This window comes from Planococcus sp. TJ-201, from assembly GCF_058268495.1.
This window is the reverse complement of sequence record NZ_JBZDOG010000002.1, coordinates 439,873-459,986: the sequence shown is the minus strand read 5'-3', so window position 1 is coordinate 459,986 and position 20,114 is coordinate 439,873. Positions and strand designations below refer to the sequence as shown.

22 protein-coding genes and 1 other annotated feature are annotated in these 20,114 nt (G+C 45.3%); of the genes, 19 read left to right on the top strand and 3 right to left on the bottom strand.

Annotated features, from left to right (window positions below; all coding sequences use genetic code 11):
- Nucleotides 1-35: 35 nt before the first annotated feature.
- Both AC4EG4_RS08030 and AC4EG4_RS08025 read right to left on the bottom strand, forming a co-directional pair.
- The gene (locus AC4EG4_RS08030; protein ID WP_490987475.1) at nucleotides 36-566 is read right to left on the bottom strand and encodes a PulJ/GspJ family protein; all 531 of its coding nucleotides are present in this window, start codon (nucleotides 564-566) and stop codon (nucleotides 36-38) included.
- Nucleotides 556-990, bottom strand: a complete 435-nt coding sequence (locus AC4EG4_RS08025) for a type IV pilus modification PilV family protein (RefSeq protein WP_490987474.1) — start codon at nucleotides 988-990, stop codon at nucleotides 556-558. Before AC4EG4_RS08025 ends, AC4EG4_RS08030 begins: the two co-directional genes overlap by 11 nt.
- A 315-nt stretch (nucleotides 991-1,305) precedes the next feature.
- Between AC4EG4_RS08025 and AC4EG4_RS08020 the strand changes: the two genes are divergently transcribed.
- The 10 genes from AC4EG4_RS08020 to AC4EG4_RS07975 all read left to right on the top strand — a co-directional run bounded on the left by AC4EG4_RS08020 (nucleotide 1,306) and on the right by AC4EG4_RS07975 (nucleotide 11,201).
- The gene (locus tag AC4EG4_RS08020) at nucleotides 1,306-1,704 is read left to right on the top strand and encodes a hypothetical protein (protein WP_490987473.1); all 399 of its coding nucleotides are present in this window, start codon (nucleotides 1,306-1,308) and stop codon (nucleotides 1,702-1,704) included.
- Nucleotides 1,697-3,202: a VanW family protein gene (locus AC4EG4_RS08015; protein WP_490987472.1), complete on the top strand. Its 1,506-nt coding sequence runs from the start codon at nucleotides 1,697-1,699 to the stop codon at nucleotides 3,200-3,202. Before AC4EG4_RS08020 ends, AC4EG4_RS08015 begins: the two co-directional genes overlap by 8 nt.
- Before the next feature lie 23 nt (nucleotides 3,203-3,225).
- Nucleotides 3,226-4,884: a GspE/PulE family protein gene (locus AC4EG4_RS08010; protein WP_490987471.1), complete on the top strand. Its 1,659-nt coding sequence runs from the start codon at nucleotides 3,226-3,228 to the stop codon at nucleotides 4,882-4,884.
- Nucleotides 4,885-4,888: 4 nt separating this feature from the next.
- The gene (locus AC4EG4_RS08005) at nucleotides 4,889-5,929 is read left to right on the top strand and encodes a type IV pilus twitching motility protein PilT (protein WP_490987470.1); all 1,041 of its coding nucleotides are present in this window, start codon (nucleotides 4,889-4,891) and stop codon (nucleotides 5,927-5,929) included.
- A gap of 1 nt (nucleotide 5,930) precedes the next feature.
- Nucleotides 5,931-7,142, top strand: a complete 1,212-nt coding sequence (locus AC4EG4_RS08000; RefSeq protein WP_490987469.1) for a type II secretion system F family protein — start codon at nucleotides 5,931-5,933, stop codon at nucleotides 7,140-7,142.
- A gap of 132 nt (nucleotides 7,143-7,274) precedes the next feature.
- Nucleotides 7,275-7,736 carry a prepilin-type N-terminal cleavage/methylation domain-containing protein gene (locus AC4EG4_RS07995; RefSeq protein ID WP_490987468.1) on the top strand — a complete coding sequence of 154 codons (462 nt, stop codon included), beginning with the start codon at nucleotides 7,275-7,277 and terminating at the stop codon, nucleotides 7,734-7,736.
- Nucleotides 7,737-7,766: 30 nt separating this feature from the next.
- Nucleotides 7,767-8,693, top strand: a complete 927-nt coding sequence (pilM, locus tag AC4EG4_RS07990; RefSeq protein ID WP_490987467.1) for a type IV pilus biogenesis protein PilM — start codon at nucleotides 7,767-7,769, stop codon at nucleotides 8,691-8,693.
- A 2-nt stretch (nucleotides 8,694-8,695) separates the two neighbouring features.
- Nucleotides 8,696-9,451: a PilN domain-containing protein gene (locus AC4EG4_RS07985; protein WP_490987466.1), complete on the top strand. Its 756-nt coding sequence runs from the start codon at nucleotides 8,696-8,698 to the stop codon at nucleotides 9,449-9,451.
- Nucleotides 9,448-10,242, top strand: coding sequence for a pilus assembly protein PilO (locus AC4EG4_RS07980; protein WP_490987465.1), 795 nt, complete (start codon nucleotides 9,448-9,450; stop codon nucleotides 10,240-10,242). The genes AC4EG4_RS07985 and AC4EG4_RS07980 overlap by 4 nt, the downstream gene beginning before the upstream one ends.
- 203 nt (nucleotides 10,243-10,445) lie before the next feature.
- Nucleotides 10,446-11,201, top strand: a complete 756-nt coding sequence (locus tag AC4EG4_RS07975; protein ID WP_490987464.1) for a prepilin peptidase — start codon at nucleotides 10,446-10,448, stop codon at nucleotides 11,199-11,201.
- A 39-nt stretch (nucleotides 11,202-11,240) separates the two neighbouring features.
- Here AC4EG4_RS07975 and AC4EG4_RS07970 read toward each other — a convergent pair whose 3' ends face one another.
- Nucleotides 11,241-12,767 carry an AbgT family transporter gene (locus tag AC4EG4_RS07970; RefSeq protein WP_490987463.1) on the bottom strand — a complete coding sequence of 509 codons (1,527 nt, stop codon included), beginning with the start codon at nucleotides 12,765-12,767 and terminating at the stop codon, nucleotides 11,241-11,243.
- A gap of 387 nt (nucleotides 12,768-13,154) precedes the next feature.
- Here AC4EG4_RS07970 and AC4EG4_RS07965 point away from each other — a divergent pair, with 387 nt between their 5' ends.
- The 9 genes from AC4EG4_RS07965 to rplU all read left to right on the top strand — a co-directional run bounded on the left by AC4EG4_RS07965 (nucleotide 13,155) and on the right by rplU (nucleotide 20,114).
- Nucleotides 13,155-13,763, top strand: a complete 609-nt coding sequence (locus tag AC4EG4_RS07965; protein WP_490987462.1) for a Maf family protein — start codon at nucleotides 13,155-13,157, stop codon at nucleotides 13,761-13,763.
- Nucleotides 13,757-14,449 (top strand): RadC family protein, encoded by a 693-nt coding sequence (radC, locus tag AC4EG4_RS07960; protein WP_490987461.1) that lies wholly within the window; start codon nucleotides 13,757-13,759, stop codon nucleotides 14,447-14,449. Before AC4EG4_RS07965 ends, radC begins: the two co-directional genes overlap by 7 nt.
- 94 nt (nucleotides 14,450-14,543) lie before the next feature.
- Entirely contained in the window at nucleotides 14,544-15,572 is a 1,029-nt protein-coding gene (locus AC4EG4_RS07955; RefSeq protein WP_490978729.1) for a rod shape-determining protein, read from the top strand.
- 13 nt (nucleotides 15,573-15,585) lie between these two features.
- Complete coding sequence (gene mreC / locus AC4EG4_RS07950; protein ID WP_490978728.1) at nucleotides 15,586-16,470, top strand: rod shape-determining protein MreC; 885 nt, start codon at nucleotides 15,586-15,588, stop codon at nucleotides 16,468-16,470.
- On the top strand, nucleotides 16,467-16,997 hold the full coding sequence (gene mreD, locus AC4EG4_RS07945) for a rod shape-determining protein MreD (RefSeq protein WP_490987460.1): 531 nt from the start codon (nucleotides 16,467-16,469) through the stop codon (nucleotides 16,995-16,997). The genes mreC and mreD overlap by 4 nt, the downstream gene beginning before the upstream one ends.
- Nucleotides 16,998-17,019: 22 nt before the next feature.
- Entirely contained in the window at nucleotides 17,020-17,685 is a 666-nt protein-coding gene (gene minC / locus AC4EG4_RS07940; RefSeq protein WP_490978726.1) for a septum site-determining protein MinC, read from the top strand.
- A 1-nt stretch (nucleotide 17,686) separates the two neighbouring features.
- Nucleotides 17,687-18,487, top strand: coding sequence for a septum site-determining protein MinD (minD, locus tag AC4EG4_RS07935; RefSeq protein ID WP_490978725.1), 801 nt, complete (start codon nucleotides 17,687-17,689; stop codon nucleotides 18,485-18,487).
- Between the two features lie 60 nt (nucleotides 18,488-18,547).
- Nucleotides 18,548-19,486: a nuclease-related domain-containing protein gene (locus AC4EG4_RS07930; protein WP_490987459.1), complete on the top strand. Its 939-nt coding sequence runs from the start codon at nucleotides 18,548-18,550 to the stop codon at nucleotides 19,484-19,486.
- Between the two features lie 223 nt (nucleotides 19,487-19,709).
- Nucleotides 19,710-19,791: a sequence feature (ribosomal protein L21 leader region), on the top strand.
- 14 nt (nucleotides 19,792-19,805) lie between these two features.
- Nucleotides 19,806-20,114 (top strand): 50S ribosomal protein L21, encoded by a 309-nt coding sequence (rplU, locus tag AC4EG4_RS07925; RefSeq protein ID WP_490978722.1) that lies wholly within the window; start codon nucleotides 19,806-19,808, stop codon nucleotides 20,112-20,114.

Sequence of the window (20,114 nt, the reverse complement as noted above, 5' to 3'; positions counted from 1 at the left end):
AAAATAAAACTAATGAAATAAGACAAAAAAACGAGTCAACTATCGATGACTACGATCGTATTGATAAATTCTTTTTGGAATTTGGTCTGCCGTTTCGTGGTTTCCAAAGTGAAAGAGACCGTGTATGCAACCCCATCTGTTGAAGTGATGTTCGACTTTAATACTTCAGAAGCACTTCCTGTGCATGTTGGACCAATTAACTTAACACTTTCATTGTAAAATTGAACAGGCTGATTTTTAACGATGGTTTGTCTGTTTTTGAAACCAGTTTCGTATGCTGGTTCATTTTCTTTTGTAACTCTCACATAAGATTCAACAAAGCCATTTTTACATGCTTCAACTAGTTGAAGTTCAGATCGTTTAGCAACAAACAAATCAGAAATTAAGCTGGCCATGATTAAATCGGCTTCGTCCCTCAGTTCAGTTTCTACTTTAATGCGTTGGTAGTTGGAATAGCCTTGGAAAAGCACGGTGTAAGAAAGCGCAGCAACAATGCTGACTAATACGATAGTTGCCAACAGTTCTACCAACGTAACCCCTTTTTCAGTAAAAAGCTTACTTTTCATAAGAAACATATCCTTCCACAGAGCTTGAAACTTTTGTATCGGGTGATCTTACCGTCACAACCGTATTTAATAATAAAAGACTTTTTTCATTTGTATCTTGTTTTAACTGGATAGTAACGGAGTAAGACTTTCCATTAATCGGAGGAGGTGCTGGATTTACTGTAATAGTTGTGCATTTTTTTGTCGTTTCGGGTGAAGGGCAATTTACCATCACAGGAGGGGTATTTCCTAAGAATTCTGTAGGATTAATCTTTATGCGCTCTAAGTAAGCATCGGCCAAGTTTATAACAACTAGTTTCTCACTATTATTAATAGCTATCTTATTCGTATTCGCAAAAACTGCTGTAAAACTCATCAATACAATGGAGAGAATTACTAATGCAGCAAGCACCTCTACGAGTGTAAAACCTCTCTCGTTTTTCATAAAACACCTCTTCATTTATCCTGTCTTCGTGTGTAAAAAGTAACAAGAAAGCTTATTCGAAGTTAAACATACTGTTATATATACCATTTTCTTTTTATCTTGACTAGCTGATTTTATCAGATATTCTCATTTAAATAGGGAATAAGTAATAATAATTATTTTCAGTATACGCTATTATTTATACCACTTATCTTGTATTATAGCTATATCAGATGGGTTACTTTGACCGATTCTATTACTTTAATTTCCATATTAGAGGGAATAGCAAATTGAAAAGTTTATTAGTGAGTATTGCATCACACAGGAGGAGTTTAGATGGTCCGCGTTTTTATATTCATTATTGCCGCAACGGCAGTATTATCTATTGCCTATCTTTTAGGAAAAGGTGAAGACAAGAAGAAACGAATGATTTTACTTGGAGTAGGTGTATTTGCTGCGGCAGTCGCTCTTTTCATGCAGGGAAGCTTTTCTTTATACCTTTCGCTGGCAGCAATAGTAGCGATTTCACTTATTGGAGCATTGGGCTATGCGAAATATCTTGAAAAAGAACAAGAAAAGGATCAACAGCTTGTCCAAGAGCGCAAGAGCAGAACCAGCAGAATTCAACCCCAACCGGAAGAATCACCTAAAAAACCAGTTCATGAGCCAATAGCCGACAAACCGTTCGGCATGCAGACCATTGCGGTAATCAGGGAGGAAAAGAAAGTTGAATAATCAAGTATTTGGAACGACATTTGTGACGATACTTGCATCTAGCCTGCTCCTTTTTGGAGTAGCCAATGCAGGTTCGGCAGCTGTTGATAAATGGCTTTTCCCGTCAGAAGAATTTGGAAATAATACGTATATCGGAACAACAAATGTTTCCAATATGGAAGTGGCGAGTGCCATGGCACAGTTTTCTGGTGCTACCGAAACGTGGAAACAGTCTTCCGAACTATTGGTGACCTATCAAGATGCAATGGCCAATTATCCGCTTGATGATGCCGAGATTTTATTAGAAGAAACAGCTCAGCAGGCACAGTCGGGTGTGCAAAATAGTTTCATCTATGATCTTCAAAGCAGAACTACTGAACAATTTTTAGCGGAAAACTTCCCTCAAGCAGAATTTTCTGCCTCGGAAGCCGAAATGCTTACCGCAAAGCTGGAACAGGCACTTCAATCAGGGCTTGAGCAAACGCATGTGACCATCAGCGATGATTCACTTACCATCGATCGTGAAACGGTAGCTGAAGTGGTTTTCCCAAGAAGCCCCTCTAGTGAAGCAGCTATAGCTGTTGTAGCTGCAATCAATGAAATCCAGATTGCCCCAGGTGCAAGTTTTTCATTTTTGGACTTTGTTAATGAAGGCAATTTTATTGGTATGACAAACAGTGAACTAACTGAAATCGCTTCAGCAATTTACTCAGCAGTACTTCAAACAAACTTTAAAATAGAAGAACGCAGTATTGGAACTGAAATTCCGGACGAAATTCCAGTCGGCCAAGAAGCGGCGATTAACCTTGAACTGGGCATTGACTTGGTGTTTTCCAATCCCAATGCCAGCTCGTTTACTTTAAATACAGCATTTGAAGGTGATTCTTTAACGGCTTCATTGACCGGCTTTCCATTTGTTTATGACTATGTGGTATTGACAGGCGCGACAGAAACTGTTCAACCACGCCTAGTTAAGCAGTACAGCGCATTTGTTACAAGTGGTATTGCGGTAGACGAAGCGGGAAGCGAAGGGGTCCGGCTCGAAATGATTCGTTCGGTACTATCAGAAGGAGAAGAACTGGAGTCTGAAACGATATCAACCGATTTTTACCCACCTGTTAACCGAGTTGAAATTTATCCATTAATCGCACCACCTGTAGAAACGGTTCCAACTGAAAACGCTGATGGAGTGACGGAAGATCCAACAGATGGTTCGACAGATGGTTCAATAGAAGGTCAGAATTCAAATGGCGGCCAAGCATCAACGGATTCTCCAAATGGAAATACGGATACGGGTTCTGGAACGACAGGCGGACAAAATTCTTCTGGAGGCACTCCGTCCACCGGATCAGGAAATGGGAACACCAATAATGCTGGTTCTGGAACTGGAAACACGGGATCAGGGGCAGGGAATAATTCACCAGATCAAGAAACTGGCAGTTCAACTCCGGATTCAAACAACAATTCAGGGTCAGACCAACCGGTTTACGATAAAGGCGGAAATTTAGTCCATCCGTAATCGATTTTAAGGAGGAGAAAGGATTGGCGAAAATACGCAAGCGGCTAGGCGACATTCTGGTTGATCATGGACTGTTGACACAGTCAGACCTGGACGAGGCGCTCAATACGAAAAAAGCAGAGCAAAAAATAGGGGATGCTCTTCTCCAACGGGGACTGATCACCGAACAACAGCTGATTGAAACACTTGAAGTACAGCTGGGCATTCCGCACGTTTCGCTTTTCCGTTATCCTTTTGACAAAAACCTGTTTAATATGGTGCCAAAGGAAATGGCGAAGCGCAATCAGCTGGTGCCATTAAAAATAGAAGGCGACAAATTATTTGTGGCCATGACCAACCCGATGGACTATATCACAATTGATGACTTGCGTTTGACGACAGGCTTTCAAATTCAGCCGGCTATCGCATCTAAAGAAGATGTCACGAAAACCATCTCCAAATACTATGATGAAGAATCCTTTGACGAATTTATCGTCGATTTGCCTGAGAGAACCCAAGAACAACAAGAAGATATGGGCGACTTGGATGCCCCGATTGTCCGCTTGGTCAGCCAAATTCTTTCCACCGCCGTATCGCTGAAAGCCAGTGATGTGCACATGGATCCACAGGAAAACCGCGTATTGATTCGTTACCGGATTGATGGGTCGCTTCGCACAGAGCGAGTCTTACCAAAAGCGATGCAAGGAATGATCACAGCGCGGATTAAAATATTGGCCAATCTAGACATTACAGAAAGCCGCATTCCACAAGATGGCCGCATCAAGACGAATGTAGACACGCGACCGATCGATTTGCGTGTCTCTTCATTGCCGACCGTATACGGTGAAAAAATTGTTATGCGGATCCTCGATTTGAGTGCCAACTTGACCGATATTTCCAAGCTTGGCTTCAGCAAGTTAAACATGGAGCGGTTTATGCATGAAATCGATAAACCAAACGGCATCATCCTAATTTCGGGTCCGACGGGCTCTGGTAAGTCGTCTACACTTTATGCTGCGTTAAACAAACTAAATAGTGAAGAAGTCAACATCATCACTGTCGAAGACCCGGTTGAATATCAGCTGGAGGGCATTAACCAAATTCAAGTGAATACAAATGTCGGATTGACCTTTGCGGCAGGGCTTCGTTCGATTCTCCGTCAAGACCCGGACATTGTCATGGTCGGGGAAATTCGGGATAAAGAAACAGCGGACATCTCTATACGCGCCTCGCTTACCGGCCATTTAGTATTGAGTACCATTCACACCAATGATTCCATCGCGTCGATTACGCGTTTAATGGATATGGGCATCGAGCCGTTTTTGGTAACAGCTTCGCTTAATGCCGTTGTGGCACAGCGCCTGATTCGCAGAGTGTGCCGAGATTGCCGGGAAATTCACCAGGCGACTGACCGAGAAAAACACATTTTTGAAAAACGAGGCTTGACGATTGATACCATTGCACGTGGAAGCGGTTGTTCCCAGTGCAACATGACCGGCTACCGTGGACGTATGGCCATTCATGAAGTGCTGGTTGTGGATGAAGAAATAAAAGACATCATCAACCGCAACGGTACGGCTGGGGAAATACGCGAAGTAGCCATGAAAAACAAGACAATTTTCCTGATTGATGACGGCCTATCAAAAGTGAAGGAGGGCATGACGACAACAGAAGAAGTTCTGCGCGTTGCCATGATGGACTAAACCTATGCCTACTACCTATATCGATGAAATATTAACCGCAGCCAGTAAACTGGACGTATCAGATATTCACTTAACCGCAGGAATTCCACCAGTTTTTCGAATGAATGGAGAACTTCAACGATACGGAGACACAATCGTTACCCCAGATCAAACAAAAGAAATCAGTGAAGCATTGGTTCCCGAGAAAGCATGGGAAGCATTTCAGTTAAAAGGCGAAATGGATTATTCGTATTCTTTGCCGGGGGTTGCCAGATACCGGGTGAACTCGTTTCAACAGCGCGGATCCGTATCGCATGCGTTCCGTGCCATTTCTGCAGGAGTTCCAACGATCGACCAATTGAAAATGCCTGGCATACTAAAGACACTAGCGGAAACCCATCAAGGTTTGATTTTGGTAACTGGACCAACGGGGTCTGGTAAATCAACCACTTTGGCCGCGATGATTCGCCACATAAACGAAACGATGACCAAACACATCATTACGCTTGAAGACCCGATCGAATATTTGCACCGGCATGGCAGTTCGATCATCAACCAGCGGGAAATTGGCTTTGACACCAATTCGTTTTCCAATGGCTTGCGGGCAGCTTTGCGCCAAGACCCGGATGTGATTTTGGTCGGGGAAATGCGTGACTTGGAAACGATCACCACCGCCATTACCGCAGCTGAAACCGGGCATTTGGTTATGGCGACGCTCCACACATCCAGTGCTGCTTCGACCATTGAGCGGATCATTGATGTATTTCCAGCTGGCCAGCAAGCTCAAATTCGGACGCAGCTCGGCGGTGTTTTAAAAGCGGTAGTCTCACAGCGACTGCTGCCAAAAGCAGACGGCAAAGGACGTATCGCTGCAACAGAAATAATGATCAATAACACTGCCGTTTCGAACTTGATCCGTACCGAAAAAGTACATCAAATTCCAAACGTTATTTTGACCAATCGAGCAGCAGGCATGCATATGATGTCAACATCCATTCAGGAATTGTTGACGAGCGGAAAAATTACTCGCCAAATCGCTCACCCTTACCTGAAAGGGGAAGAGTAGCATGGCGCGATTTAAATACGAAGGCCGCGATACGAAGAAAGTAAGAAGCGGAGTTGTTACTGCCGCCAATCGTAGGGAAGCGATCATTAAGTTGCGTGATGATGGCGTTAAAGTAATCGACATAAAAGAAATTGAAACGACAGCGCTTCAAAAGGATATTACACTTGGCAATCCGGTCAAACGTGATCAGTTCATCATGTTCCTGCGCCAGTTTTCTACGTTGATGCGTGCCGGTGTAACGATCGTCGATACGATTCGGATTTTGTCACAGCAAGTCGAATCTAAAGCATTGGGCAAAACACTTGCCATTGTAGAAGACGAACTGCGAAAAGGCAATACGTTATCGGATAGCTTGGCAAAACATCCGAAAATTTTTGAACCTTTGACAATCAACTTGATTAAGGCTGGAGAAATGTCAGGGAACATCGACGAATCTTTGGATCGCTTGGCAACCCATTACGACAAAGCGTACCAAACGAGGCAAAAAGTTATTTCCGCGATGTCTTATCCGGCAATTGTAGGCTTTTTGGCAATTGGTGTAGTAATCTTCCTTTTGGCAACGATCGTCCCCATGTTCGTAGACATGTTCGAAGGATTTGGTGGAGAACTTCCGTTATTAACGCAGGTGGTTATGCAAGCGAGTGACTTTACTATCAGTTACTGGTACTTGCTTGTCGCCGCATTTCTCGTAATGGCAGTGTTGTTTTGGTTGATGAAGCGCAATAAAAGAGGACGAATGGCGTTGGATACCATTTTACTGAAACTTCCGGTGTTCGGGAAAATTTTCAAAAAATCGGCTTTGGCCCGATTGACGCGTACCTTGAGTTCGCTGTTTTCCAGTTCAGTCCCGATTTTACAGGCAATGACCATGGTTGAAAAAGTGGTCGACAATGCCGTGATGTCGAAAGTGCTGCTGGAGTCACGCGACTCACTGGAAAGAGGGGGATCGCTAACAGAACCGATGCGCAACCATTGGGCATTTCCTCCGTTGATTCCCCATATGATTTCAATTGGTGAACAGACAGGATCACTCGATCACATGTTGCTGAAAGTTGCGGAGTTTTATGAAAAAGAAGTGGATGCAGAAACGGATCGCTTAAAAGCACTTATTGAGCCATTAATGATCGTATTGCTTGCTGCATTGGTCGGGACTATAGTCCTTTCTATCATGCTTCCGATGTTTGAAATGTTTAATAATGTGGATAATTTGTAGTCTTTTTAGAGTGGTCTATTAAAAATATTTTACAATAAAACAAGAAACTGCTCTTGCTATAACTATGACTTTTGTTATAATTAAGCTGTACTCATAGTAGTGCTAAATAGTAAAAAAATGGAGGAAAGAAAAATGAAAAAGTTTTTAAAGAGCAAGTTGAACAATGAAAAAGGTATGACATTGATCGAGCTTTTAGCCGTTATCGTAATCATCGCGATTATTGCTGCAATTGCTATTCCAGCGATTGGGAATATTATTGAGAATAGCCGTTATAGTGCTACTAAGTCGGATGCTTTAAATGTGATTTCAGCAGCTCAAATTTATTACGCTGATAATGCAGGAGATACAGATGTTACAGTAACTGAGTTGGATACAGCAGGGTATTTAGAATCCGCAGGAAATATCCCTGATGCAGCCATAATAGCTAAACCAACTACAGGAGAATTGGAATTAACAGCAGATGCTATTGCATTTTCAGGTTCAAAGACTGTGAAATTCACAAGTGCAACAGTTACTAGTATTAATGCTGATAACCAAAGAGGTAGTAGTGATACAATTGCTACAATAACTGCAACTCCTGTTACAGAAGACTAAAATTTCAAACCATTTCTAGGAGCTGAAAAAATGGCCTTACCGTTTTTATCGAAAAAAGCACGCGTCGTGACAATTACTATAGAAGAAGATGCCGTTCGGTATGTAGAGCTGAAATCTGCAGAACCGCTCTCGATCAGCCAGGCGGAAGAGACGGCTCTTCCGGCCGGGATTATCAGAGATGGCGAAATTGTCGACGTGGATGCGCTTGGATCGATACTCGGTGAGGCTGTCAATCAGTGGGGTCTCTCTAAGAAGTCAGTCCGATTCCTCGCCCCTGACGAATTCGTTATCATCCGCAAAGTCACATTTCCCCAAGGTGTTAAAGTTGATGAGCTGAAGGGCCATTTCTTTATTGAAATCGGTTCGACACTTTATCTGCCCTTCGAAGATCCGGTGTTTGACGTTGTGCCATACAACGACAATGCTGAAGTGTTGATCATCGCTTCAAAAGAATCAGTTGTTAACTCGTATGAACAATTATTTGACCAAGCCAAAATGAAAGCCGCAGTGGCGGATATCACGCCGCTCGCTTTATACCGTCTGGCTTATCTGCAGCACGATTTCGATGAAGAAGAGCATGTCATGATGATCGATCTTCAATCAAAAAAAATGACCGTTTCAATTTTCCATGCGCACTATCCGTTGTTTATGCGTCCGGTTGAATTGAACTTGGCCGAAGAAGAGTTTACGGATCCAGATATGTTTATTGAAGAAATTGAAACGGAAGCTGAAAAGTTGGGCAATTTTTATCGCTACAGCATGAATGCCGGAGAAGCGGGCATTACGAAAGTAGTCTGCAATGGCCTGAGAGATTGGCCGGAACTGCAGTCAAGGCTTGAAAAGCGTTTGAATGTACCGGTTTATCCGATCGTTATGAAACCCATCCCTTCCGAATTAAGCGACAGCATTCCTGAACGTTTTAACCGTGCCATCGGTTTAGCCCTGAAAGAGGTGTAAGCATGTTAGTAGATATTAATTTATTGCCGCAAAAAGAGCGGGAACGTCCCGTTATCCTTTTTGCGGCAATTGGGATTTTATTAGTGGCTGTTATAATATGGGCGATCTTTTTCTTTATGGCACAGTCACAAACCGATCAGCAAGCAGCTGCCAATGCAGAATATACACAAGTGGCTGCCCAAAGTGCTGCTATCCGCACCCAATTGGAAGCTTCTATCGGCCTAAACGATGAGCAACAGTTGCAGGCCACTGTTGATTGGGCAGAAGGCTATCAATTTGATACCGTACCGTTATTAGATGACCTTGTGTCAAGGCTCCCGGAACGCGGATTTTTTGATTCGTTTTCATTCGTTCAACCGAACCTTGCAACATTAACGATTCAATTTGATACATCTCGCGAAGCGGCATATTACTTGGCCCAGTTAAAAGCTTCAGCGTTTTTGGAGTCGGCCCAGTTGGATTCTGTCACCAATGAAGAACTGGATGCGGAGACAGAAACGGATCCAAATACAGGGACTGCAGAAGAAATCATTGAAAATCCACGCTATTTGGCTACGTACAGCCTGGTTTATGTTGATGAGCGTTTGCCGGAAGAAGCAACGGTCAATGCAGATGGCACGGTAACAGAAGTTCCTGCGACTGAAGATGAGGTTCCGGTAACTGAAGAAGTACCAGTTGAAGAAGAGGTGCCTGCAGCAGAAACCCCGGTTGAAGAAACGGAAACGGTTCCTGCAGAAACTGAGGTGGATGTGCAATGAGCAGTTTAACAAAACGCCAAAAAGAAATGGCATTGATCATATTAGCGGTTCTTTTGTTGGCCGGTAGCGCAGCGTTTTCTTATTTTTCGTTGTATGTGCCGGCAAGAGATGCACGCGTCCAGTCTGAGCAATTGCTTACTTCGGAAAAAGAAGTGCTGATGGCTTTAGAGGCACAGCAGGAAGCAGCACCGCCAACCGAAAAAATCAGCACCCGGGACTTGCAGCGTCAAGTTTCGGTAGAACCGTTGACAGATTTGATTTTGTTGCAAGTCGAACAAGCTGAGCTGATTTCAGAGACTTTGGTGACATCGGTCAATTTTACAGAGGCGCCAGTCACATTGCTTCAGCCGGTTGAAGGGTTGGAAAGTATCCAAGAAGTTGTGGCGGCCATTGAGTTTAATGCAGTGGACTACAACAGCATTATTACCTTTATTGAAGAAATTGAGAAAATGGAACGGATTATGGTAGTCGGTGCGATTGATTTTGCTGCCAACCCGGAGCTTACTCGGGCAGATCAGCTTGGAGAACCGTTGACAGTGTCTGTATCGTTTTCAGCCTATTACCGGCCAGATTTAGTCGCATTAGCAGATACTCAGCTGAAAGTCGATTCTCCAGCGCCGGCGAATAAGATAAATCCTTTGCCGCAAAATGACGGAACCAGCTTAGTTGCACCCGAAATAGTGCCTGAAGAAACGACAGAAGTCGAAACGCAGATTACGACTGACGATCCTGATACGGAAGTAAACGTGGAAGTTGATGTCGAAGAAAGTGAAGAAACGTCCGCTCAATAATAAATGAAAGAGAGAAATCATTGTGATTTCTCTCTTTTTGGTAGAGTGGGGTTGGGTGGTTCTTTCTGCAAACAAAGGGATGTATCGCGCAAACAAACTAAGATTTCCCGCAAATAAAATCCAGTATCCCGCAAACAACAGCTCGGATGATCGCTTTTCGTCTGCGAAAAGGGTCGCTAAAAACTATAGCAAAGAGGGTTCTTATGGTTCTGACGTATTCAATATTTATCTCCTTGTTTGGGCTCGTGTTCGGCTCGTTTTTCAATGTGGTCGGCTTGCGTGTGCCGAAAAAAGAATCGATTGCTTATCCGCCATCCCATTGCACCAATTGCCAGCGGCGTTTAACGGCAATTGATTTGGTGCCGGTCTTTTCATATTTATTCCTAAAGGGCCAATGCCGAACGTGCGGCTCGAAGATTCATTGGATTTATCCCTTAATGGAAGCAATCACCGCGATTTTATTCGTGGCGTCGTATTTGGTGTTTGGGTTTACGCCAGAATTGATCGTGGCCATCCTGTTTGTTTCGATGCTGGTGATTATCACCGTGTCGGACATCGCTTATATGCTGATTCCCGACAAAGTGCTCTTGCCGTTTGCAGTCGTGCTGCTCGGACTGCGCTTTGTCATTCCGCTTGATCCGTGGTGGGACAGCCTGCTCGGTGCTGCAGTTGGATTTTTGCTGCTGTTCTTAATTGCAGTGGTGTCAAAAGGCGGGATGGGTGGTGGCGATATTAAGCTCTTTTTTGTGATCGGTCTTGTGCTTGGAATAGCCGGTACGCTGATGACCTTGTTCTTTGCTTCATTTATCGGAGCAATTGTCGGCATTATCCAGCTTCGCGTGACGAAACAAGGGCGCAAAACACCCATTCCGTTTGGCCCATCCATTGCAGCTGCAGCGATCATCGTCTATTTCTGGGGCGACGGCATGCTCGCGTGGTATTGGAATATGTTGATGTAAAAAAGCTCAAGGAGATGTCCCTTGAGCTTTTTTCTTGCTTTAATTTGAATAAAAAATAGGTGAAGCCGGACCGAGGTCGAGACCGAACAGCATCCAAACGATCAACATCAATGACCAGATGATCATGAAGAAAATGGAGTATGGGAACATAACCGAAATCAACGTGCCGATGCCCATTTTCTTATCGTATTTCTGGGCAAAGGCGATGACGATTGCAAAATAGGTCATCAGCGGCGTGATGATGTTTGTCGACGAGTCAGCGATGCGGTAAGCCATCTGCGTCAGTTCAGGCGAATAGCCAAGCTGCATCATGATCGGCACGAACACGGGCGCCATCATGGCCCATTTCGCAGAAGCTGAACCGATAAACAGATTGATGATTCCAGTGACAAGGACAAAGCCAAGAATCAGCGGAATGCCTGTCAAGTTGGCGGCTTCCAGTACTTCGGCGCCATATACACCGAGTACCATGCCGATGTTGGATTCCGTGAAATAAGCGACAAATTGGCCAGCGGTAAATGCCAAGACGATGAACATCCCCATGGTGGCCATTGTGTCCGTCAAATGTGCGGCGACGTCTTTGTCGCTGCGGATGTCTTTAGTAGCGATGCCGTAGAACAGTCCTGGGATAAAGAACAGGAGTGTGATGATCGGCACCAATGAACTCATAAATGGCGACTGGACAATGCCGCCGTCTTCGGCACGCAAAATGCCGTTTTCAGGAACAATTAACAGTGCAGTAAGAATGATTCCGAACAGTGCTGAAATTCCAGCCCATAGGAGGCCTTTTTTTTCTTCGGCAGTCAATCCTTTCAATTCTTCACGGTATTGGCCGTGGTATTCACCAAGGCGCGGTTCAACCACTTTTTCCGTAACGACTGCGCCAACAATGGTCAACAGAAAGACGGAAGCAATGATGAAGTAATAATTCATCGCAATGTTCATGCCTTCCGCATAAGTAGGGTCGATGATGGCAGCTGCAGCAATGGTCATTTCACCAAGCATGGCGTCTGTTGCCGACAGCAGCAGGTTCGCTGAGAATCCAGCAGAAACTCCGGCAAATGCGGCAGCGAGGCCAGCCAGTGGATGGCGCCCGAGCGCTGCGAAAATAACGGCGCCAAGTGGAGGAAGGACAACATAGCCGGCGTCAGAAGCAACGCTCGACATAATTCCGGCAAAGACAAGACCTCCCGTGATCAAGAATTTCGGAACGGATAGGACGAATGCTCGCAAGACAGCACTGATGAGTCCTGTGCGTTCCGCAATTCCGATACCGAGCATCGTAACCAAGACTACGCCCAATGGTGCAAATCCAATAAAGTTGTCGACCATGCTGGCAAATATGTACTGGATCCCTTCGGCGTTCAGCAAGTTGTTCACCTCGATGATTTCGCCTTCTTGCCCAGGGTGTTCGACCGTGATGCCAATCGCCGATATGATGGCTGAAACCACGAGGACGGCAAATGCCAGCAAGGCAAACAAAGTTACCGGATGCGGCAGCTTATTGCCGATAAATTCGATGCGGTCCAATGATTTTTGAAATAATCCTTTGCGCTTTGTCTTCAAAAAGACAGCTCCTTTACTTAAGAATTGGGTGAAAATCATTAATACTTTATTTCATAATAATAATTTTCAAAAATTAATAGACAGTTTTCATTATAAAGGCTCGTTTATTCAAAATAAATCATTCTCGAAAAGTGCTAATAATGCTAATTTTGAATAATGTTTATATTTATTTGTAAATGATCTCGAAACCTTGTCTGGTCAGTCACGGCAAGATAATCGGCAGCAAAGTAAATATGAACTTTAGATGGCGGAAACTAATGAATCACAGAAAAATGACAGGGCAAAAATGAGATTTAGAAGTGCAATACGTCGCAAAAATGATTTTTCACAGTTTGTTGAGTACTTAGTGGAATGATATGATGCTAGAAAAAAGGAGAGAATCCATCTATGAAATTCCAATCTGATTTCCCCATTATTTTAGCTTCCCAATCTCCGCGCCGCCAGGAACTGCTCGGACTGCTCGGCGTGGACTTTGCTGTCGTGCCGAGCACGAAGGATGAACCCGATCCGGTCCAATTCCAAACAGCTCTCGACTATGTTTGTGCATGTGCTGAACAAAAAGCGCAGGAAGTGGCACAAGGTAACAGGGAGGCTGTGGTTATTGGCTCGGATACAATTGTTGTATGCGACAGCGAAATTTTACTGAAGCCCAAAAGCACCGCGCAGGCAAAACGCTATTTGCAAAAACTGTCTAATCGCACCCACCAAGTCATAACGGCCGTGACGGTGATGCAGGGAGACAACAAGCTGTCGTTTCATGAAACGGTTGACGTAACGTTTTATAACTTGCCGGAAGCTTGGATTGATTTATACATAAGTACGGAAGATCCATACGACAAAGCAGGCGCATACGGCATCCAAACGGTATCGGGTCTGTTTGTCCAAAAAATTCAAGGCGATTACAATGCGGTAGTCGGTTTGCCGATTGCAGGGCTGACGCAAAAGCTGGCAGCTGCTGGATTTATTTTCTTGGAGGGGAGCAGTGTCGAATGCTAAACGAAGCCCCATTGATGATCCGCGATGTGCATATTGCCGACCGTCCCCGCGAGCGTTTGGTCAACCAAGGCGCTGCTTCCTTGTCTAATCAAGAGCTGATCGCCATTCTTTTGCGTACGGGGAGTAGACAAGAATCGGTCTTGCATTTGGCGAACCGGGTGATGACTCATTTCGAGCAAATTCAGGAATTGAAAAGCGCCACCATTGAAGAAATGGTGGCAATCAATGGCATCGGGCAGGCGAAAGCAGTACAGTTGCTTGCGGCAGTTGAGCTTGGCAGACGCTTGTCCTCGAAACAAACCGATACAAAATTCACGATCCGTTCTCCAAAAGATGCGGCTTCTTATTTAATGTCCGACATGACCTCACTCAAACAAGAGCATTTCGTCGTGTTGTTCCTCAATATCAAAAACCAGGTGATGCACCGGCAGACGATTTTTGTCGGAAGCTTGAATGCCTCCATTGTCCATCCACGCGAAATTTTCCGTGAAGCCGTACGCCGTTCTTCGGCTTCCATTGTCTGTGCCCATAATCACCCTTCCGGCAATCCGGCGCCTTCACCGGAAGACATTGACGTCACAAAACGGCTTGTCGAAGCTGGCAGCATTATTGGCATAGAACTGCTTGACCACGTTATTATCGGCGACCACCAATTCGTTTCCTTGAAAGAAAAGGGGTTCATGTAGCACTGTTTATTTTTTTTCTTTTCGTCTATAATGAGTGATATTGTGTCAACGCAATTGCCGAAATATCGGCTTGTTACAGAAAGGAAGAAACTCCGTGTTTGGATTTGGTTCAAAAAATATTGGAATTGATTTAGGTACTGCAAATACATTGGTGTATGTTAAAGGCAAAGGAATCGTTCTTCGCGAACCTTCCGTTGTCGTTAAAAATAAAAAAACTGGCGAAATTGTGGCAGTCGGCAGCCAGGCGAAAAATATGATGGGGCGCACCGCAAGTACAATTACGGCCATTCGTCCGATGCGCGATGGTGTCATTGCCGATTACGACACAACCTTGGCGATGATTAAACATTACTTGGTCGAAGCTTCCAAAGCAGCCGGCAGCAAATGGAAAAGTGGAACGGTAATGATTTGTGTTCCTTACGGCATTACTTCTGTTGAACGGCGTGCAGTTTTGAACGCCGCCAGAGGTGCTGGAGCGAGTGAGGCATATACAATTGAAGAGCCCTTCGCAGCGGCAATTGGAGCAGATTTGCCAGTATGGGAACCTATGGGCAGTATGGTCGTCGATATTGGAGGCGGAACTACGGAAGTAGCGGTTATTTCACTGGGCGGCATCGTTTCGAGTGAATCGATTCGCGTTGCGGGTGATGCACTGGATATGGAAATTACTCAGTATGTCCGTAAAACATACAACGTGTTGATCGGCGAACGAACAGCCGAAGCACTGAAACTTGGCATTGGCTCTGCGCGTATCATGGAACCGTCTGAACAGGGCGTGACGATGGAAATTCGCGGACGCGACTTGTTGACCGGTTTCCCGAAAACACTGAATGTCACGTCCGAAGAAATTGCGGGTGCTTTAAGTGAATCGGTTGCGGCCATTGTGGCTGGTGTCAAAGCGACGCTGGAACAGACACCGCCTGAGTTGAGTGCAGACGTTATGGAAAACGGCATCGTTTTGACAGGTGGAGGCGCATTGTTGAAAAACCTCGATCGCGTCATCTCAGCTGAAACGTCCATGCCGGTGTTCATCGCCGAAAATCCTTTGGACTGTGTCGCACTTGGCACGGGCAAGGCTTTAGAAAACATGGACCAATTCCGCCGCCAGATATCAATCAAATAAGGAGGATGGCGACATGCCAAAGCTTTTAACGAACAAGCGGCTTATTTTGCTGCTGTTGGGTGTCATCCTGCTCGTAGCCCTCATTTCTTTTTCGCTCCGTGACCGCAGCAATGTATCGCTCCCGGAACAAATCATAAAAGATGCTGTTGGAGCCGGGCAGTCGGTGTTTTCGCGCCCTGCTCATTTTGTAACTGGAATTTTTGATAATGTCGATTCCTTGCTGAATACATTTGAAGAAAACCAGCATTTGAAAACGCGCTTAGAGGAGTTTGCAAGCGTGCAGGCTGAAGTAAAAGACTTGCGCTCTGAAAATGAAGAACTCAATCAACTTGTTGGAAAAGAAGAAGATTTGCGAGACTACAACCCAATCCAGGCCACCGTCATTGCACGAAATCCGGATCAATGGGAAGAAAAAATCATTTTAAACCGCGGTTCCAACCAAGGCGTGGCGGAAAACATGGCTGTCATGACTGCCAGCGGCCTCATTGGCAAAGTGACGTTGACAACGCCGACGACTTCCACTGTCGAATTGATTTCCACGCTTAATCCGAACTACCGGGTATCGGCAATGGTCGTGGGTGGAGACAACGACGTTTTTGGTTTGATCGAAGGCTATGATGCCGAACGCCGCGAACTTTTATTGAAGCGGATTGATGCCGATATCGAATTGAATGAAGGCGACCAAGTCATCTCCAGCGGGCTGGGCGGCATTTTTCCAAAAGGCATTTTGGTCGGCACCATTACTGAAATCACTATCGATGAATTTGGCTTGACGCAGCTTGCTTACGTTAAACCTGCTGCAGATTTTTCTTTATTGAACCATGTGATCATCGCGGACCGGGTAATGCCGGAAGTGGACGGTGAAGACAATGGCGTGACAGGAGACGATGAATCATGATCCGTTTCCTTATCCCGTTGATCTGCCTCGTCCTGTTTTTCATGGAACCGGTTTTCGGCCTTTTTTCACCTTTGAACATTGATGGAGAGTTGAATTACATTGTGCCGCGCTTTCTTATTATGTTCCTCATTTTCCTGACGCTTTACTATGACTTGAAGCATGCGATGTTTTATGGATTATTTTTCGGGCTCTTGTATGATGTCTTTTACATTGATATTATTGGATTATATTCTTTCTTGTATCCAGCCATTTGCCTCGTGGCGTCGTTTGTCTTCAAGCGGATTCCGCAGAATTTGCTGACAGCGACACTGCTGACGCTTGCTTTATTGGCTATATTTGAATTTGTGCTTTACCAGTTTTTCCTGCTGATTTCATTAACAGGAATGCCGCTTGGCACATTTTTGTCCACACGGCTTTGGCCGACAATGGTCGCCAATTCGATTTTCCTGGTGATGCTCGGCTGGGTGTTCAAGTCAATAATTGTTACGCAGCTGTCAGAGCGTGACAATAAGATAGGGTTATATTAATGAAAGCGCAGGTGACACATTTTTGAAGAATCTCGTTACGATTAAAGGGAAAAATAAAGGGCTTGTGCTGTATTTAGATGATCAGTGTGCGTATACGGATCTATTGGCCGAGCTAAAGGCAAAGGTGTCGGATCCTGCGCTTGACAGTGATACCGAAGTCACGATCCACCTGAATAAGCGCTATTGCACAGACAGCCAAATTCAGGAATTGAGCGAGTCGGTCCAAACCAATCCACATTTAAAAGTCGTTTCGACGACCAGCGACATCCTGACTGTTGAACAAAGCGATCAAATGATCCTTGAACGCCAATCGGAAACTTACGTTGGCATCGTGCGCTCCGGGCAAGTCATCAAAGCCGAAGGCGATTTGGTCGTCATTGGAGATGTGAATCCGAACGGCCGGGTTGAAGCAGGCGGCAGCGTATACGTTCTCGGCCGGTTAAAAGGCGCTGCGCATGCGGGGACAAAAGGCAATCGCGACGCAGTTATTGCAGCGTCTTGGCTCGAAGCAACGCAATTGAAAATCGATGACGAATTGGAAACCATGACGGACGAGTTGTCCAGTTTATCAGAGCAGCCGGAAATGGAATGCGCTTATTTACATACAAACGGCACTATTATTATTGACCGTTTGCAGGAATTGCGGTTTATCCGTCCGCAAATTTCAACGTTTAAAGGAGGAAGCTAGTGTGGGAGAAGCTATCGTAATTACATCAGGCAAGGGAGGCGTCGGTAAAACGACGACAACCGCCAACCTCGGCACTGCATTGGCTCTTCAAGGGAAAAAAGTATGCTTGATCGATACTGATATTGGATTGCGTAACCTCGACGTCATCTTAGGTCTTGAAAATCGCATCATCTATGATTTGATTGACGTACTCGAAGGCCGCTGCAAAGTACACCAGGCGCTCGTTAAAGACAAGCGTTTTGAAGATATGCTGTACCTGTTGCCAGCCGCACAAACGGCTGACAAAAACGACGTCAACCCGGAACAGATGAAAGAATTGGTGACGGAACTGAAAAAAGACTATGATTTTGTCATTATCGATTGCCCAGCCGGCATCGAGCAAGGCTATAAAAATGCGGTTGTTGGAGCAGACCATGCTATCGTCGTTACGACACCGGAAATTTCGGCAGTCCGCGACGCTGACCGCATCATCGGCTTGCTTGAGCTGGAAGAAAACATCGACGCACCGCGTTTGATCATCAACCGCATTCGTCCGCATTTGATGAAAGCGGGAGAAGCGCTGGACGTCAATGAAATTACCACTCACTTATCCATTGATTTGTTGGGCATCATCGCAGACGACGAACGCGTCATCTCGAGCTCCAACAAAGGCGAACCGATTGTTATGGATCCATCAAACACGGCGGCACTTGGCTACCGCAACATTGCGCGCCGCTTGCTCGGTGAATCAGTGCCACTCATGAGCATGGAAAAAGCACCGCCAAGCTTGTTTACCAAAATCAAAGCTGTTTTCACAAAATAAGATCATTTGAGCCTCCGCTGTGAAAGCGGGGGCTTTTTTAAAACCTTGAGGAGGTGTCGAATGAACGATTTTTTATTGGCAGGAATGATTGCGGCAGAACGTCTGCCGACCGTGCACAAATCAAAGACTGCAGTATTGTCAGAACTGAAAAATTCGTTGGCGGGTGCCAGCGGTGAGCAACGCACGGCTTCTTTATTAAAGAGAGAACTGGATTTGCCGGGTGAAGCGATTTTTTTGAGCGATGTGCATATCCCATACAAAGACGGCGCGGCGCAAATTGATTTGCTGCTGGTTCATGCGGAATTTGTTTGCGTACTTGAAGTGAAAAACATGGTTGGGGAATTTTACTTTGACACGGTGAACTTTCAGTTTCACCGTGTAGTCGACGGCCGCAGGGAAGGAATGCGCAATCCGGAAGCGCAGCTGCACCGGGCAGTACGAGCGGCTAGCGGGTTTCTCGGCGTTCCGGTGCATGGTGTCATCGTTCTGGCAAGCCGGTCAGGAAAAGTGGTGGAAGCACCCAAACATTATCCAATTGTATCGCTCGATTATTTGCCGTTCTATTTGGAGCAGTTCGCGAACGGTCTAAAACTTTTCGATACAGCAGCGCTGGTCTCCAAACTGGAAAACTTGCCGACGCGAAATTCCAGTCACCACTGGCTCAAACGTCACAATCTCACTTTCGATTCCTTGCGCCTCGGCGTCACCTGTCCAACGTGCCGCACTTGTTCACTGGAATGGAAAGAGCGCAAATGGCTTTGCAAGCTTTGTGGCTTTTATTCGCGGGATGCACATGAAGTGACGCTGCAGGAATATGCGCTGTTGTTTGGCGACGAGCTCGATACAAGGCTTGCTTACCGTTTGCTTGGTGTGGAAGACAAGTATGTTCTTTACCGGCTGCTGGAAAAGACGGCGCTTCAAGGCAATGTGCGTGGAAAGCGGCATATTGTAGAGAACCGTGAGTTGTTGCAGGAATATTTTTCGCGTGTTTATCGATGACCGCACCCCAAATGGATTTAACCGCACCTCAACCGGCAAAGACCGCACCTCGCAAGCCGATAACCGCACCTCAAACCGCCTAAACCGCACCTCACGACCCAAAAACCGCACCTCAATCCAATCAATCCACAAGCTGCAGATCATCAATTCCTCAAAACCTCATATTCTCTATTGACGCAACCTGTTCTGGCGTGGTATTATTTTAATGTTATGTTTGTAGCGTACCGTGCTACAACCGCTCGAATCAGGTTGCTTTAAGAATTCGCTCCGGCGAGTCACCTGAATAGGCGAGTCTTATTCTAAGAGGAGGTGCAAGGATATGTACGCGATTATTGAAACTGGTGGAAAACAAATCAAAGTTGAAGCAGGCCAAGAGATCTATGTTGAGAAATTGACTGGAGAAGCTGGAGATGTTATCACATTTGATAAAGTTCTATTTGTAGGTGGAGACAATACTAAAGTTGGTGTTCCTTTTGTTGAAGGAGCTACTGTTTCAGCTAAGATTGTAAAAAGCGGTAAACAGAAAAAAATTACTGTCTTCAAATACAAAGCTAAAAAGAACTACCATAAAAAACAAGGTCACCGTCAGCCATACACGAAATTGACTGTCGATGCCATCAACCTGTAA